The sequence below is a fragment of the Variovorax durovernensis genome (genome assembly GCF_977011995.1).
Window position 1 is genome coordinate 4,299,512 of sequence record NZ_CDRNCW010000001.1, and the last position, 15,880, is coordinate 4,315,391.

Here is a 15,880-nt window from a genome sequence, read left to right on the forward strand (position 1 = left end):
CCTCAGGGGGTTTGGAGCGTGCCGTCGACCAGTCGCGTCTGCGTCCAGGTGGTGATGACGTTCTCGCAGGGGTACTTGCGCGCCTCTTCTTCATTGATGTCCACGCCCAGGCCCGGCTTGTCGTTGGCGTAGACGTAGCCGTCCTTGAATTCAGGCAAGCCGGGGAACACGTCCAGCAATGCACCGGGCGGGCCCTTCAGGTCCTGGATCACGAAGTTCGGAGGCTGCACGCCCGACCATTCCTGCACGCCGAAATTGCGCGCGGCCAGGTCGATGTGGATGTTGGCCGCGTGCGCCACCGGCGACATGTCGCCGGGCCCGTGCCACGCGGTCTTCACGCCGAACTGCTCGGCAAAGAGCTGCAGCTTGCGCCCGGGCGTGATGCCGCCGATCTGGCTCAGGTGCACGCGGATGAAGTCGATGAGTTGTTCGGCGATGAGCGTCTTCCACTCATAGGGGTTGTTGAAAAGCTCACCCTGCGCCAGGGGAATGCGCGTCTTCTCGCGCAGCTGGCGCAGCCACTTTCCCTCCTCCAGCGCAATCGCGTCTTCCAGGAAGAACAGCTCGAAGCGCTCCATCTCGCAGGCGAACCGGATTGCCTCGATCGGGCTCAGGCGCTCGTGCACGTCATGGCACAGCGCCACGTCGAAACCCACCTTGCCGCGGATGCCCTCGAAGAGCTTGAGGGTGTCACGCATGTAGCTGCGGCTGTCCAGGTACACGCCGTCAGGCGCGCCGCGCGGCGCGGTCGAGGGAGCCTTGCCGAACCCACCGCCGCCATAACCGCCGCTCTGGCAGCGGATGTGGGTGATGCCCTGCGCCATGTAGCCCTGGATGTTGTCGCACAGCTCGGCCAGGTCGCGGCCATCGGCGTGGCGGTAGATGGGCACGCCTTCTCGCACCTTGCCGCCGAACAGCTGGTAGACCGGCATGCCGGCCATCTTTCCCTTGATGTCCCACAGCGCCATGTCGACACCGGAGATCGCGTTGTTCTCGGCCGGGCCGTTGCGCCAGTAGGCGTTCTGGTGCATTAGCTGCCACAGCTCCTCGATCGCGCTCACGTCGCGGCCGACAAGCAGTGGCTTGAGGTATTGCTCGACCAGGCATTGCACGACAAGGTGGCGGTACGCGAAGGTCGCGCATCCAAGGCCGTACAGGCCGGGCTGGTTGGTCTCGACCTTCACGACCACGAGGTTGATGCCCTCGGGTGCCGTGAGGATGACCTTCACGTCGGAGATAAGTGTTGCCATGTGCGGATGCGTCAGTGCTGGGGTTGGAGTTGCAAGGCCGGGTGTGCGGTGCCGCCAGGCAGCGGAATGTCGTTCGAGATGCGCTTGCCCGAGTCGGCCGCGAACAGGACGGCCTGGTCCAGGTCGAGCGAAATGCGCACCTTGCTGCCGGCGCTCAGCGTGCTGTAGCCCGCCTCGGTCACCATGATTTCGTCGGCCGTGCCGCCGTCGCGGTCGTGCGCGGTGCGGGCCGTGTCCAGGCGAACGGTCACGATCGATTCGGCCCCCACGTGCTCGACCAGTCCCACGGTGCCTGCGATGCCCGGCTGTGTCGGATCGGCGCCGATGGTGAGCGCGTTCGGCCGCACGCCGACCAGCACGTTCGCGCCGCTGTCGGCGCCCCGAACGCCCAGATGCGCCGGCAGCGGCACCTTCAGTTCGCCGATGCTCAGCTGCGAACCCTCCAGGCGGGCGTGCACCAGGTTCATGGCCGGCGTGCCGATGAAGCGGGCCACGAAGGTGTTGGCCGGGTTGGTGTAGATCTCGCGCGGGGTGCCGATCTGCTGCGCCTCGCCGGCGTGCATCAGCACGATGCGCGTGCCCATCGTCATTGCCTCGATCTGGTCGTGCGTCACGTAGACGAAGGTGCCGCCCAGGTCGCGATGCAGCTTGATGATTTCCGCACGCATCGACGAGCGCAGCTTGGCGTCGAGGTTCGAAAGCGGCTCGTCCATCAGGAACACCTCGGGCTGGCGCACCATCGCGCGGCCCAGCGCCACGCGCTGGCGTTGGCCGCCCGAGAGAGTGCGCGGATGGCGGTCCATCATCTCGGTCAGCGACAGGATCTTCGCCGTGCGATCGACCAGCTCGCGCACCTCGGGCGAACTCTCGATGCGGCGCTTGGCGAAGTGCCCCAGCAGCGGAATGTGAAACCACCAGCGGAACTTGCGCATGATCAGCGGGAAGGTGATGTTGCGCCGCACCGTCATGTGCGGATAGAGCGCATACGACTGGAACACGAACGCCATGTCGCGCGCGCTGGGCGGCAGCGTGTCGACGCGGCGCGAGCCCAGGTGGATCTCGCCGTCGCTCACGGTTTCAAGCCCCGCCAGCATGCGCAGCAGGGTCGACTTGCCGCAGCCCGAAGGACCCAGCAGCACCAGGAACTCGCCGGCCGGCACCTCGACGTTGATGTTGCCCAGCACCGTCTTGGCGCCAAAGGTCTTGGCGACGTTTTTCAGGGAGATGGATGACACGATGCAATCCTTGCGTGACCGGTCAGCCCTTGACGCTGCCGGCGGTCATGCCGGCAACGACGTAGCGCTGCACGAGGAGATAGAAGAAGACGGCGGGCAGCGTGTACATCAGGCCGATGGCCATCACCGAGTGCAGCGGCGTGCTCAGTTCGCCGACGAAGCCGGCCAGGCCCACCGAGGCGGTGTGCAGCTCGGGCGCGCTGACCAGGGTCTGCGCGAACACGTATTCGTTCCAGCCGTGGAAGAAGGCGATCACCGCGGTGGCCGCCAGCGTCGGCGCAATCAGCGGAATCACGACGATGAACACCGTGCCCAGGCGCGAGCAGCCGTCGATGCTGGCCGCTTCCTCGATGTCCATCGGCACGCCGTCGATGGCGCCTTTCAGGATCCAGGTGATCACCGGCACCGTGAAGGCCGTGTTCACCAGGATCAGGCCCGTGAGCGTGTTGAGCAGCGAGAGCTGGCCGAAGATCGCATACAGCGGCACCACCAGCATCGCCTCGGGCAGCATCTGCGTGACGAAGAGCGCGAGCCCCACGATGGCGATGCCGGCGAACCTGAAGCGCGACAGTGCATACGCGGGCAGCACCGCGAGGGCCAGGCTCAGCACCGTGGTGCCGACCGCGACGATCGCGCTGTTGACCAGCCAGGTGCCGACGTCGGTGCTGCCGAAGACGTCGCGGAACACGTGCCACTGCGCCAGGCCCGGCAGCAGGTGCGGAGGCGTCGCGAAGAGGTCGGCCGACGACGTGGTCGAGGTGACCAGCATCCAGTAGATCGGAAAGGCCGTGATGCCCAGCATGCCGAGGATCACGATCATGAGCAGTGCCTGGCGCCAGTCGAGCGTCGTTGTTTTCATCAGTGCCCCGCCGCGCGCTCGGCGCGCACCGTCAACCGGAAATAGACCACCGTGATGACGAGCGCCAGCGACAGCCCCACCATGCCGACCGCAGCGGCCTCGCCCAGCTCGCGGTACGTGAAGGCCCGGCGGTACAGCTCGATCACCAGGGTGTTGGTCGAGCCGATCGGGCCGCCCTGCGTCATGAGCCAGATCAGGTCGAAGCGGCGCAGCGACCAGATCGTGATGAACAGCGTCAGCAGCATCACCGTCGGACGGATGGCCGGCCATACGACCGCGCCGAAGACGCTCAGCCTGTCGGCACCGTCGATGACCGCCGCCTCGCGGAGGTCGCTGGACACGCCCTGAAGCGCCGACAGGATCACCACCGAGGTGAAGGGAAAGATCTGCCACACGGTGGTGAGCAGCACCGCCGGCAAGGCCCGCGAGGGGTTGTCCAGCCACCCTTCCATGCCCGACGACAGGCCGAGAAAGTTGAAGACGTGCTGCAGCACGCCGTACTGGCCGTTGAACATCCAGATGAAGATCAACGCCACCGCCACCGGCGGCGCCGCCCAGGGAATGGTGATGAGCAAGCGCGCGATGCCGCGTCCGCGAAACGGCATGTTCAACAGCAGCGCCGTGCCCAGGCCGATGCCGATCGAAAACACCACGCATGCCACCGTATAGACCGCGGTGACGAGCAGCACCTGGTTGAACTCGGCCTGGCCGAACAGGTCCGCGTAGTTGCGCAACCCGACCCAATCGTGCTGGCCCGGCGACAGCAGGGAAGTCTGCGTGAAGCTCAGGTACAGCTCCTGCACCAGCGGGTAGGCCTGGAAGACCAGCAGGTACAGCATGACGGGCGCGCAGAACAGGTACGGCGCCCACCCCACGCCGCCCGAGGCGGCTTGCTTGTTGGCAGTCATTGCAAGTGCCCTGGCCCGGCTTACTTGCGCAGGACGCGGGCACTGACGAGCCGTTGCGCGTCGTCCATGGCCTTCTGCGGATCAGCGCCGCCCTGCAGCACACGCAGCACCTGCTCGAGGATCACCTGCTGGATCTCGGGCGTGCGCGCCTCGAAGCCCTGCACCAGCTGCGGCACGCTGTACGGCGCCTGGTCGTCGAAGACCTTGAGCCAGGGCTTGGCCTTGAGCTCCTCAGGCGTGCGTTCGACGACTGTGGCAACGCTGGCCGCACCAAGGATGGCCTGCAGCTCTTTCTGGTTGTCGGGCTGCATCATCCACTTGACGAAGGTGACGGCCGCGGCCTTGTGCTTCGTGTTGGCGTTGATGGCCAGCGGCGCGAGGATCAGGCCCTGGGTGCGGGTCGGGAACGGAGACGGCGCGGCACCCAGCGGCAGGTCGGGCGCCTGCTGGTTGAAGATGCCCGCCACACCGCCGTTGTCGATCTCCATCGCGAGCTTCTTTTCCCAGAACATGCGGCGGTAGGTGGCCGCGTCGGCGCCCTTGGGTGTGGCGCCGAGGTCGTACATCTTCTTGTAGGCAACCACGCCCTCCACTACCTTGGCGCTGTTGATCGTGAGGTTGCCCTTGTCGTCGCTCCAGCGCCCGCCGAAGCCGTAGACGAAGTTGCACAGGTCCTGCCAGAAGCCATTGCTCTCGGCCATGGTGGCGCGATAGGCGAAGCCGAACACGTTGTCGCCGCTGGCCGCCTTGGCCGCGCCAAGGAACTCGTCGAAGGTGGCAGGCGGCTTGCCGCCCTTGAGAAGCTGCGGGTTGTAGATCAGCTGGTAGTTGCTGATCTCGAAGGGCACCCCGTAGCGCTTGCCGCCGATCACCAGGTACTTGTTGGGGTCCGTCAGCCGGTAGTCGCCAGGCTTGATGTCGCCGTCGATCGCCACGATGCGCTGCGCCTGCGCGGCGGCGTAGTAGTCGATCAGGTCGAAGCGGATGAGGTCCGGCCCCGCCCCGCCGCCCATCTGGGTGAACACGGTCTTTGCCAACGTGGAGAACGGCAGCGCGAGCGGCTGCACTTCGATGGCGGTCTGGCTCTTGTTGAACTTGTCGACCCACAGCTTGAGCTTGTCGCCCCGCCCCGACTCAGCAAATGTCGCCGCCGCGAAGCTCAGCGTTTCCTTGGCCTGCGCATGCGCGATGCCTGGCAGGGTCCAGGCGAACACAGCCGCGGCTCCCAATGCAACGGTACCGGCGAAAAGGCTCGGGTGGCTTGAGAGTTTTCTCATTCAGGTCTCCAGGAGGCGGCGCCGGGGCCGCAGGTTCTTCGGTGAAAGGTGGGCAAGAATATCGTGATATTTCACGATATTTATTCGTACTTACCCTCTGCTCCGAGAGAGCCCTGGATGCACCTCCTTCATTGGCGGGACCGACCATGGCACTGTGATTTCCCTTGCATATCAGCTATGCTCGACCGACGAATCAAGGAGTTCCATGGCCACCCGTTCCCCTGCCAGGCCCAAGCTGGTTTCCGTCGACAGCGCAGCGCAGGCCACGTCGCTCAAGAGCGCCGCCAACCAGTCGGACCAGGCCTATGAACGCATCGAAGAACTGCTGATCTGCTGCAAGCTGGCGCCGGGCCGCTTTCTTGCCACGCATGAGTTGCAGGCCATGGTCGGCTATGGCCGCACGCCGGTGCACCAGGCGCTCAATCGCCTGGCGGCCGACACGCTGGTGCAGATCACGCCGCGGCACGGCATCCGCATCGCACCCATCGACCTCACGCGCGACCGCCTGCTGCTGCGGCTGCGCCGGGACATGGAGCGCTTCGTCATTCGGCTCGCCACCGAGCGCTCCGGCGCTTCGGAGCGCAACCGCATGCAGCACATCAAGCGGCAGCTGGTGGAGCACGGCGCGCAGATGTCGATCGAGCAATTCAACGTGGCAGACCGCCTGATCGACCAGCTGTTTCTGGCGGCCGCGCAGGAGCCCTTCGTGGAAGGCACGTTGCGGCCGCTGCACACGATCTTCCGGCGCATCGGCTGGATCTATCACATGCACAAGCCTGACAACGTGCAGTTGAAGGACACGGTCGAAGGCCACATTGCAGTGATAGAGGCCGTGGCCAACGGCGACGTGGACGCGGCCATCGCGGCATCGGACCGCTTGATGGACTTCGTCGACAGCATGTTCGAGGTGCTCGAGCGCGACGTGGCGCCGAGCACGCTCGACTGCAGCCTCAATGGCGACGACAGCTATCTGGCGCTCGGCGCGCCCGGTTGAGCCGCCGACCGGCACCGGGGGCGGACCCGCTCAGGCGCCGAAGCGGAAGCTCGACACCACGAGCCCGCCCATGAAGGCATCCTCGTGATAGACCCGCTCGCCGGCTTCGCTTTCGGCCGCGCCAACAGCCACCATCAGCGGAATCAGATGCTCTTCGCGCGGATGCGCCATGCGCGCCGCGGGGGCTGAGGCCCAGTCGAGCAGTTGCGCACTGCGCCCGGCGGCGTCGCTTTTCACCACCGCTTCGTCGAGCCAGTCATCGAAGGCCTTCGACACGCCGTGCGCCTGCGGGCCGAAGTTGCGCAGGTTGTGATAGCTCAGGCCGCTGCCAACGATCAGCACGTTCTCGTCGCGCAGCGGTGCAATGGCACGGCCCAGCGCCAGGTGCTCCGCCGGATCGAGTCCGCGCCGCAGCGACAGTTGCACCACCGGCACGTCGGCCTGCGGATAGATGGCCGCCATCGGCGAGAACATGCCGTGGTCGTAGCCGCGCTCGGGGTCGATCTGCACCGGCAGGCCGGCGGCGGCAATCAGCGACTGCACGCGCTGCGCGAGTTCGGGCGAGCCGGGCGAGTCGTAGTGCACTTCGTAGGTGTGGGCGGGGAAGCCGCCGTAGTCATAGATCATGGGCGGCTTGGGGTTGCCCTGCACCGTGAAGGCGGGCGCCTCCCAGTGCGCCGACACCATGAGGATGGCGCTCGGCTTGCGGCCGAGTTGGCGCGGCATGTCGGCCAGCGAGGCGGCGAGCTTGTCGTAGGTCGGGCCCATTTCCTTCTTCATCCAGGGCCAGGGGCCGCCGCCGTGGGAGATGAAATAGGTCGGCAGGCGCGAAGTGTGGGTGTCGTCGTGAGTCAAGTCGATGCTCCTTGAAAGCGTTGCATCGACTGTAGACATTTCCTGCAAGGAAATCGACAGGCACCGATGCATCGAATCAGTTCCCTACAGGAAACATTGAAGCGGCAGCGTTGGTGGCGCGCCCTACCCGAGCCGCTCGCTCAGAAAGTCGATGAAGGTCCGCAGCTTCGACGACATGTACTGCCGGCTCGTGTAGACCGCGAACAACGTGACCGGCACGGCATGGAACTCCGGCAGCAGCCGCAGCAGCCGCCCGCTGGCGATGTCCTCTTCGACCAGCCACGAGGGCATGTAGGCGATGCCCATGTCCGAGCGCACCGCGTGCAGCGTGAGGGTGGTGTCGTCGGAGCGCATGGCTGGCACCAGCCGCAGGGGGAACATTCGCCCGCCCGGGCCCTTGAGCGCGAGGTTCTCCAGGTTCACATAGCTCGGCACGATGGCGCCCAGCTTCGCCAGGTCGGCCGGCAGCGCGGGCAACCCGCCCGCTCGTTCGACGCAGGCCGGCGTGCCGACCAGATGGAAAGGCACGCTGCACAGCGGCCGCGCGATGAGCGCCGGCGATGGCTCCTGCGTGGCGCGCAGGGCCAGGTCGTAGCCGTCGGCCGCGAGGTCGACCTTGCGGTTTTCCAGGTGCATGTCGACCAGCACTTCAGGGTACTGCGCGCGGTAGTCGGCCAGCATGCGCGCAAAGCGCGGTGTCGCGCACCACACGGGTGCGCTCACCTTGAGCTGGCCGCGCGGCGTGTCGTGGGTCTGGCCGATGGCGGCTTCAGCCGCGTCGAGCAGGTCGAGCGCGCGGCGGCTCTGCTCGTACCAGGCGGTGCCCGCCTCGGTCAGGCTCAGGTGGCGGCTGGAGCGGTGCAGCAGCCTAGCGCCGAGCGACTTCTCCAGCTGCGCCACGTGCTTGCTGGCCATCGGGGGCGACATGCCCAGGCGCTCGGCGGCGGCCACGAAGCTGCCGGCCTCGACCACTTCGCGGAACACCCGCAGGCTGGTCATGCGATCCATGGGGGGCTCCGCAAGATGCCAGGCTCGGGGGTCTCGGTTCCTTCAAATTTCACACGGGGAGTCTAGTGCCCGCCGCCTAGGTAGGCCGCCTTCACGGCCGGGTCGCTGCGCAGCCTGGCTGCCGGCCCGTGCAGGGAGATGCGCCCGTTCTCCAGCACATAGCCGTAGTCGGCCACGCCCAGCGCGGCGGCGGCGAACTGCTCCACCAGCAGCATCGTCACGCCCTCGCTCTTGAGCCGCTCGATGATGCGAAACACCTCGGCCACCAGGATCGGCGCCAGGCCCATCGAAGGCTCGTCGAGCAGCACCACTTCGGGGTTCAGCATCACCGCGCGCGCCATGGCCAGCATCTGCTGCTCGCCGCCCGACAGCGTGCCGGCCAGTTGCGTGCGGCGCTCCTTCAGGCGCGGAAAGAGTTCGAGCGCGCGCTCCAGATCGCCCGCCACGTCGCCGCGCGGGCGGCTGCCCGTCAGGCGCGGGAAGGCACCCAGCGTGAGGTTGTCGGTGACGGTCATGGTCGCGAACACGCGCCGGCCTTCGGGCGAATGCGCTAGGCCCAGCTTGGCAATGTGGAACGACTCCAGCCCGTCGATGCGCTTGCCATTGAGCGTGATCTCGCCGGCCGTTGGCGCGATCATTCCCGACACGGCGCGCATGGTGGTGGTCTTGCCGGCGCCGTTGGAGCCGATCAGCGTCACGACCTTGCCCTTGGGCACCTCGATCGAAATGCCGTGCAGCACCTGCACCTTGCCGTAGCCCGCAAAAAGATTCTGGATGGTCAGCATGTTGGGGTTCCTGGTCGTGCGTTGCCGGCGCCCGTCATGCGCCGCCGCCCAGATAGGCTTCGATCACCTTCTCGTCGGCCTGCACCCTGGCCGGCTCGCCTTCGGCGATCTTCTGGCCGAAGTCGAGCACCGAGACGGTGTCGCACATGCTCATCACCACGTCCATGTGATGCTCGATCAGGATCACGGTCACGCCGTGCTCGCGGATCTTGCGGATGATGGTGAGCAGCTCCTTGATGTCGGGCGCGGTCAGCCCGGCGGCCGGCTCGTCGAGCAGCAGCAGCTGCGGGTCGAGCGCCAGCGCCCGCGCGATCTCCAGCAGGCGCTGCTTGCCGTAGGGCAGGTTGCGCGCCTCCTCGGTGGCAAACGACTCCAGGCCGACGAACTTCAGCAGCCCCAGCCCGCGCTGCACCGCCGCCGCGCTCTCGCGCCGGTAGCGCGGCGTGTGCACCGCCACGTCGAGCAGGTTGCTCGCAAAGCTGTGGTGCAGGCCGACCTGCACGTTCTGCAGCGCGGTCATCTCGCCGAACAGCTGCACGTTCTGGAAGGTGCGCGCAATGCCCGACAGAGCGATGTCGGCAGAGGTACGCCCCACCAGCGAACGCCCCCCGAAGGAGATGGCGCCGGCCGTCGGCACGTAGATGCCGGTCAGCACGTTCATCATGGTGCTCTTGCCGGAACCGTTGGGCCCGATCAGGCCGTGGATGGTGCCGCGCCTGATGCGCAGGTCGACGTTGTTGAGCGCCTTCAGGCCGCCGAACTGCATCAGCACGCCGGAGGCCTCGAGCACGTCTTCGGTGCCGCCGGCATGGGCCGCGGTGGACACCGCATCGGCCGGTGCCGCATCGACGTCCGCCACCGCGACCGTTGCCACCGGCCGGCGCATGTTCAGCGCCTTGCGCACGAAGCCGACGATGCCGTCCTGCAGGTAGTAGATGACGAACAGCATAATCACGCCGAAGATCGACAGCCGCCAGTCGGTCATTGCGTCCAGCCAGAAGGCCAGGCCCGCCAGCGCGATGCTGCCGACCACGGGGATGGCCATCTGCCCGGGCGTGGCTCGCTGGCGCCGCACGGCGACCACGGCCGCCACCAGCACCAGCACGGCCAGCCCCACCGACACGTATCGGAACAGCACCACGTCGTCCAGCAGCTTGGGCAGCAGCACGATGATGGTGGCGCCGAGCATGGAGCCGATGCGGCTCTTGCGCCCGCCCATGATCACCGCCAGCAGGAACAGCACGGTGAGCTCGAAGTTGTAGGAGTTGGGCGAGATGTACTGCTCGGAGTACGCATACAGGCAGCCCGCGAGCCCGGCAAAGCCGGCGCTGATGACGAAGGCATAAACCTTGTAGCGGTACACCGACACGCCCATGCAGTCGGAGGCCACCGGGCTTCCGCGCAGCGCCTCGAAAGCCCGCCCCAGGTGCGAGCGCAGGATACGGTGAACCACCACCAGCGACAGCACCATCAGCACCGCCACCACCCAGTAGTACTCGCGGTCGTCGAGCTTGTGGCCGAACAGCGCGGGCTTCTCGAGCTTGATGCCCATCGGCCCGTCGGTCAGGAAGCTCATCTCGTTGATGAGGATCTGGATGATGGTGCCGAAGGCCAGCGTGACCATGGCCAGGTAAGGCCCCGAAACGCGCAGCGCCGGCAACGCCAGCAGCGCGCCGAAGCCGGCCGTGAACACGATGGCGAACGGCACCGTGATCCAGAACGGCGCCGACAGCTTGAACACCAGCACGCCGGCCGCGTACGCGCCCAGGCCGAACAGGCCCGCGTGGCCCAGCGAAACCTGGCCTGTGTAACCCACCACGATGTCCAGCCCGAACAGCAGGATCGCGTAGATCATGATGGTCTCGAGCAGGTGGATGTAGTACGGGTTGTCGATGCCGATCGGGAACAGCAGCAGCGCCGCCACGCCCGCTATCGCCAGGAGGAGATGGCTGGTTTTCATTTTTTCGGAATTCATGGCCACGCGCTCACACCTTCTTGATGGCGGCCTTGCCGAACAGGCCCGACGGGCGCACGGCCAGCACGATCAGCAGCAGCACCAGGCCAGGCACGTCCTTGTAGCCGGTGCTCAGGTAGAAGCCGGTGGTGGTCTCGGCAATGCCCAGGATGATCCCGCCCACCACGATGCCCATGCCGCTGGTGAGCCCGCCGATGATGGCGACCGCGAAAGCCTTCAGGCCGAGCACCGCGCCCATCGAGGCGCCGGTCAGCGTGAGCGGCGCGATCAGCACGCCGGCAAAGGCCGCCGTCATGGACGACAGCGCATACGAGAAGGTGATGACCAGGCCGGTGTTGATGCCCATGAGCTTGGCGGCATCGCGGTCGTTGAAGGTCGCGACCACCGCCTTGCCGTAGATCGAGCGGCGGTTGAACAGCTCGACCGCCAGCATCATGAGCAGCGCGCCGATGACCACCAGTATTTCCATCGGCAGCACGTTGGCGCCCAGGAAGTGCATCGGCGACTCCGGCAGCGGCGACGGGAACTTCAGGTCGTCGCGCCCCCATACGTTCTCGGCCACGTTGGTGAAGATGATGCCCAGCGCAATGGTGGACATGATCCAGCCGAACTCCGACTTGATCTTGATCGCCGGGCGCACCGCGATGCGCTCCACCACTGCGCCCTGGAAGGCGCCGAACACGCACACCAGCGGGATCATCAGCCAGTAGTTCAGCCCCATGTTCACCAGCGTGAGGCCGACCATCGCGCCGAGCATGAGTGCGTTGCCCTGCCCGAAGTTCAGGGTGTCCGATGTGGCAAAGGTGAGCTGATAGCCGAACGCGATGACGGCGTAGATCATGCCCAGCGCAATGCCGCTGAAGATGAGTTGGGTAAGGATTTGCATGGCGGCTCGCAGAAGGCGTTGGACCAAAAAATGCGCCGCCGCAGGAACAGGTCCCGGGGCGGCGTCGGCGCTCGATCCGGTGGCTACTTCTTCAGCAGCGCGTCGTTGGCCGCCACGTCCTTCAGGCGGACGGTGCCGGCGCTCTTCTGGTCGTCGGCGCTGGCAAAGACCACGCGGCCGCCCTTGACCTCGCCGAACACCGGAATGTTGGCGGTGATGGCGTCATGGTCGGTCTTGGTGAAGGGCTTGTTGTAGGTCGTCACCACGCCTTCGACCGGCGCCTGCAGGTCTTCGAGCGCGGCCTTGATCTTCGGGCCGTCGGTGCTGCCGGCCTGCTTGATCGCGGCGGCCAGCAGGTAGATGGAGTCGTAGCCCTGCGCCGCCGACACCGGCGAATCCATGCGGTTGTTCTTCGGCTTGAACTTGCCGACGAAGGCGTCGATGAACGCCTTGCGCTTGGGCGTGGTCGGCTCCTGGATGAAGGTCTGCGGCATGCGCGCGCCGTCGCCGCCGGGGCCGGCGTTGTCGATGAAGTTGGCCATGGCCAGGGTCCAGCTGCCGATGATCGGCACCTTCCAGCCCAGCTTGGTCATGCCGTTGGCGATCTGGGCCAGCTCGGGGCCGATGCCGTAGGTGAGCACGGCCTCGGCGCCGGCTTCCTTCGACTTCAGCAGCTGGGCCGTCATGTCGACGTCCTTGATGTTGAACTTCTCGACCGCCACGGGCGTGATGCCCTTGTTCTTGAGCGCGCGCTCCAGGTCTTCGCGGCCGAGCTGGCCGTAGTTGGTGGAGTCCGCCAGGATCGCGACCTTCTTGTAGCCGCGGCGCGTGATGGCCTCTTCCACGATCATCGGCGCCTGGATGCTGTCGTGCGCGGCATTGCGGAAGACGTAGTTCTCCGGGTCCTTGTCGAACTGGTGGGTGATGACCGAGCCCGTCGCGACGTTGTTGAGCACCGGGATCTTCGCCTCCTGGAAGAAGCGCTGCGAGGCCAGCGCCACGCCGGTGTTGATGTAGCCCACCGCGGCCACGACCTTTTCCTTGTTGACGAACTCCTGGGCAATCTGCACGCCGCGTTCGTTCTTGGCTTCGTCGTCGCGCTCGACCAGCTGGATCTGCCGGCCCAGCACGCCGCCGGACTTGTTGATTTCCTCCGCGGCCAGGCGAACGCCGTCGCGCATGCTCACGCCCATGGAGGACGAGCCTCCGGTGAAGGGACCGTCCACGCCGATCTTGATCGGATCGGCCGCGAAGGCGCTGACCGAAAGGGCGAGCGCGCTGGTCAGCGCCAGCAGCTTGAAACGAAAATGCATGGAAAACGTCTCCAACGTTGTTGTGAAATTTCTGGGTCGGACCGAAAGCGACGACGCGCGAGCGCGAAGTCACCAAAACATAGTCGATAACGATTCGGCTCCGGAGAGTGACAACCCTAGCCGGACTGTTCCCGGGGCGACACCTGGACAACGCACCTTTTCGGGGCAAGGTCATGCATGCGCGGCTACAGTCGAAGTCTCTCCGGGAGACCGTTCGCCTTGTTCCGCTTCTTCGAAAAACTTCTCCATCCCTACCCTGTCGCCGAGCCTTCGCTGCCGCCGCAGGGCTTCTTTGCCTTTCTCTGGGCCTGCACGCACGGCGTGCGCGGCAAGATCGCTGCCATGGCCGCGCTCACGGCCGTCATGTCGACCTTCGAGGCGGTGCTGTTCGCGATCCTCGGGCGCATCGTCGACTGGCTCGGCGGGCAGGTGCCTTCGCGCCTCTGGGAAGAGCGCGGCACCACGCTGATGTGGCTGGCCGCCTTCCTGGTGATCAGCATCGGCGTGGTGGCGCTGCAGACCATCGTCAAGCACCAGACGCTGGCCGTGAACCTGCCGATGCGGCTGCGCTGGAACTTCCACCGGCTGATGCTGGGCCAGAGCATGGCCTTCTACCAGGACGAGTTCGCGGGCCGCATCACGGCCAAGGTGATGCAGACCGCGCTCGCGGTGCGCGAGACCATCTTCGTGCTGGCCGACGTGCTCGTGGCCATGGGCGTGTACGTGGCCACCATGATCATCCTGGTGGGCCTGCTCGACGCACAGCTGGTGTGGCCGTTCCTGATCTGGCTGGCGCTGTACATCTGCGCCCTCATCTACTTCGTGCCGCGCCTGGGCAAGGTCGGCAAGGCGCAGGCCGACGCCCGGGCCCTCATGACCGGCCGAGTGACCGACGCCTACACCAACATCGCGACCGTCAAGCTGTTCTCGCACACGCAGCGCGAGGCCGGCTTCGCACGCGACGCCATGCGCGAGTTCATGAAGACCGGCTACGGCCAGATGCGGCTGGTGAGCGCCTTCGAGATCGTCAACCATGCACTCAGCATGGGCCTGACCGCCGGCATGGCGGGCGTGGCGCTGTGGCTGTGGTCCAAGGGCGCGGTCGGCGTGGGCGCGGTGGCCGCGGCCACCGCTATGGCGCTGCGGCTGCAGGGCATGTCGCACTGGATCATGTGGGAGATGACCAGCCTGTTCGAGAACATCGGCACCGTGCAGGACGGGATGAAGACGCTGTCGCGCCCGCGTACCGTGCTCGACGCGGCCGACGCCACCGTGCTCCAGGTGCCGCAAGGCGAGGTGCGCTTCGAACATGCGAGCTTCCGCTACGGCGACGGCGGCCGCCGCGTCATCGACGACCTGAACCTCACCGTGAAGCCCGGCGAGAAGATCGGCCTGGTGGGCCGCTCGGGCGCGGGCAAGTCGACGCTGGTGAACCTGCTGCTGCGCTTCCATGACCTGGAAAGCGGCCGCATCCTGATCGACGGACAGGACATCGCGCACGTCACGCAGGACTCGCTGCGCAGCCACATCGGCATGGTCACGCAGGACACCTCGCTGATGCACCGCTCGGTGGCCGACAACGTGGCCTATGGCCGCCCCGACGCCACGCACGAGGAGATCGAGGCTGCCGCCAAGCGGGCCGAAGCCCATGAATTCATCCAGACGCTGGGCGACGCGAGCGGCCGGCGCGGCTACGAGGCGCATGTGGGCGAACGCGGCGTGAAGCTCTCGGGCGGCCAGCGCCAGCGCGTGGCCATCGCGCGGGTGATGCTGAAGGACGCACCGATCCTGCTGCTCGACGAAGCCACCAGCGCGCTCGACTCCGAGGTCGAGGCCGCCATCCAGCAGAGCCTCTACACGCTGATGGAAGGCAAGACCGTGATCGCCATCGCGCACCGGCTGTCGACCATCGCCGCGATGGACCGGCTCATCGTGCTCGACGAAGGCCGCGTGGTGGAAGAAGGCGACCACCGCACGCTGATGGCACAGGGCGGGCTGTATGCGCGGCTGTGGGCGCACCAGAGCGGCGGCTTCCTGGGCGACAGCCTCGACGAAGACGAAGCCCTGCGCGCCTGATCGCATTCAGGCGGCCGGCAGCGCCCCCGCCTCGTACTGCGCAACGAACTCCCCCGACGGCGGGATCGGCTTGATGACGTCGATCAGCACGCCGTTCGGGTCGCGCGTGATGAAGTGGCGCTGGCCGAAGGCCTCGTCGCGCAGCGGCAGCAGGATCGGCAGGCCGGCGGCCTTCAGCCGGTCGTGCACCGCATCGGCATCTTCCACCTCGAAGTTCAGCAGCAGGCCGCCCGCCACCTGCCCGCGCGCCGGTTCTGGAATGGTCTCGTGGCGTCCGTCCAGCACGGCGAGGTTCACCGAGGGCTGCCCCTCCAGCTGCAGATGCACGTACCAGTCGCTGGAGAAGAGCGGCACGAAGCCGAAATGCGACCGGTAGAAGGCGGCGGTGCCCGCAACGTCTTCGGTCATGACGACGGGGTAGTAGCTCGTGACTTTCATGGAATCGGCCCTTTCATAAAA

At 66.5% G+C, this 15,880-nt stretch carries 14 protein-coding genes; 2 read left to right on the top strand and 12 right to left on the bottom strand.

Going from position 1 to position 15,880, the window contains the following annotated elements; genetic code table 11:
• Positions 1-2: 2 nt before the first annotated feature.
• The 5 genes from ACWV14_RS20470 to ACWV14_RS20490 are packed head-to-tail and all read right to left on the bottom strand — an operon-like array spanning position 3 to position 5,529.
• Positions 3-1,250, bottom strand: coding sequence for an enolase C-terminal domain-like protein (locus ACWV14_RS20470; RefSeq protein ID WP_454903379.1), 1,248 nt, complete (start codon positions 1,248-1,250; stop codon positions 3-5).
• Positions 1,251-1,261: 11 nt separating this feature from the next.
• The gene (locus tag ACWV14_RS20475) at positions 1,262-2,485 is read right to left on the bottom strand and encodes an ABC transporter ATP-binding protein (RefSeq protein ID WP_454903381.1); all 1,224 of its coding nucleotides are present in this window, start codon (positions 2,483-2,485) and stop codon (positions 1,262-1,264) included.
• A gap of 22 nt (positions 2,486-2,507) precedes the next feature.
• The gene (locus ACWV14_RS20480; RefSeq protein WP_422087204.1) at positions 2,508-3,344 is read right to left on the bottom strand and encodes a carbohydrate ABC transporter permease; all 837 of its coding nucleotides are present in this window, start codon (positions 3,342-3,344) and stop codon (positions 2,508-2,510) included.
• Positions 3,344-4,252 carry a carbohydrate ABC transporter permease gene (locus tag ACWV14_RS20485; protein WP_454903383.1) on the bottom strand — a complete coding sequence of 303 codons (909 nt, stop codon included), beginning with the start codon at positions 4,250-4,252 and terminating at the stop codon, positions 3,344-3,346. Before ACWV14_RS20485 ends, ACWV14_RS20480 begins: the two co-directional genes overlap by 1 nt.
• Before the next feature lie 20 nt (positions 4,253-4,272).
• A complete protein-coding gene (locus ACWV14_RS20490) occupies positions 4,273-5,529 on the bottom strand; it encodes an ABC transporter substrate-binding protein (RefSeq protein ID WP_454903384.1) in 1,257 nt (418 codons plus the stop codon).
• 205 nt (positions 5,530-5,734) lie between these two features.
• Between ACWV14_RS20490 and ACWV14_RS20495 the strand changes: the two genes are divergently transcribed.
• Positions 5,735-6,523, top strand: a complete 789-nt coding sequence (locus ACWV14_RS20495) for a GntR family transcriptional regulator (protein ID WP_454903385.1) — start codon at positions 5,735-5,737, stop codon at positions 6,521-6,523.
• A gap of 30 nt (positions 6,524-6,553) precedes the next feature.
• Here the strand turns inward: ACWV14_RS20495 and ACWV14_RS20500 are convergent, their stop codons facing one another.
• The 6 genes from ACWV14_RS20500 to ACWV14_RS20525 all read right to left on the bottom strand — a co-directional run bounded on the left by ACWV14_RS20500 (position 6,554) and on the right by ACWV14_RS20525 (position 13,345).
• Positions 6,554-7,378: a DODA-type extradiol aromatic ring-opening family dioxygenase gene (locus tag ACWV14_RS20500; RefSeq protein ID WP_454903386.1), complete on the bottom strand. Its 825-nt coding sequence runs from the start codon at positions 7,376-7,378 to the stop codon at positions 6,554-6,556.
• A 123-nt stretch (positions 7,379-7,501) separates the two neighbouring features.
• Positions 7,502-8,386: a LysR family transcriptional regulator gene (locus ACWV14_RS20505; protein WP_454903388.1), complete on the bottom strand. Its 885-nt coding sequence runs from the start codon at positions 8,384-8,386 to the stop codon at positions 7,502-7,504.
• A 62-nt stretch (positions 8,387-8,448) separates the two neighbouring features.
• Positions 8,449-9,171 carry an ABC transporter ATP-binding protein gene (locus ACWV14_RS20510; protein ID WP_422087210.1) on the bottom strand — a complete coding sequence of 241 codons (723 nt, stop codon included), beginning with the start codon at positions 9,169-9,171 and terminating at the stop codon, positions 8,449-8,451.
• A 34-nt stretch (positions 9,172-9,205) separates the two neighbouring features.
• Positions 9,206-11,131 (bottom strand): branched-chain amino acid ABC transporter ATP-binding protein/permease, encoded by a 1,926-nt coding sequence (locus tag ACWV14_RS20515; protein WP_454903389.1) that lies wholly within the window; start codon positions 11,129-11,131, stop codon positions 9,206-9,208.
• Between the two features lie 25 nt (positions 11,132-11,156).
• The gene (locus ACWV14_RS20520) at positions 11,157-12,032 is read right to left on the bottom strand and encodes a branched-chain amino acid ABC transporter permease (protein WP_422087212.1); all 876 of its coding nucleotides are present in this window, start codon (positions 12,030-12,032) and stop codon (positions 11,157-11,159) included.
• Between the two features lie 83 nt (positions 12,033-12,115).
• Positions 12,116-13,345, bottom strand: coding sequence for an ABC transporter substrate-binding protein (locus ACWV14_RS20525; protein ID WP_454903390.1), 1,230 nt, complete (start codon positions 13,343-13,345; stop codon positions 12,116-12,118).
• A gap of 219 nt (positions 13,346-13,564) precedes the next feature.
• On the opposite strand from ACWV14_RS20525, the gene ACWV14_RS20530 reads away from it, so the two are divergent.
• Positions 13,565-15,421, top strand: coding sequence for an ABC transporter ATP-binding protein (locus ACWV14_RS20530; RefSeq protein WP_422087214.1), 1,857 nt, complete (start codon positions 13,565-13,567; stop codon positions 15,419-15,421).
• Between the two features lie 6 nt (positions 15,422-15,427).
• Here the strand turns inward: ACWV14_RS20530 and ACWV14_RS20535 are convergent, their stop codons facing one another.
• Complete coding sequence (locus ACWV14_RS20535) at positions 15,428-15,859, bottom strand: VOC family protein (protein WP_081266706.1); 432 nt, start codon at positions 15,857-15,859, stop codon at positions 15,428-15,430.
• Positions 15,860-15,880: the final 21 nt, after the last annotated feature.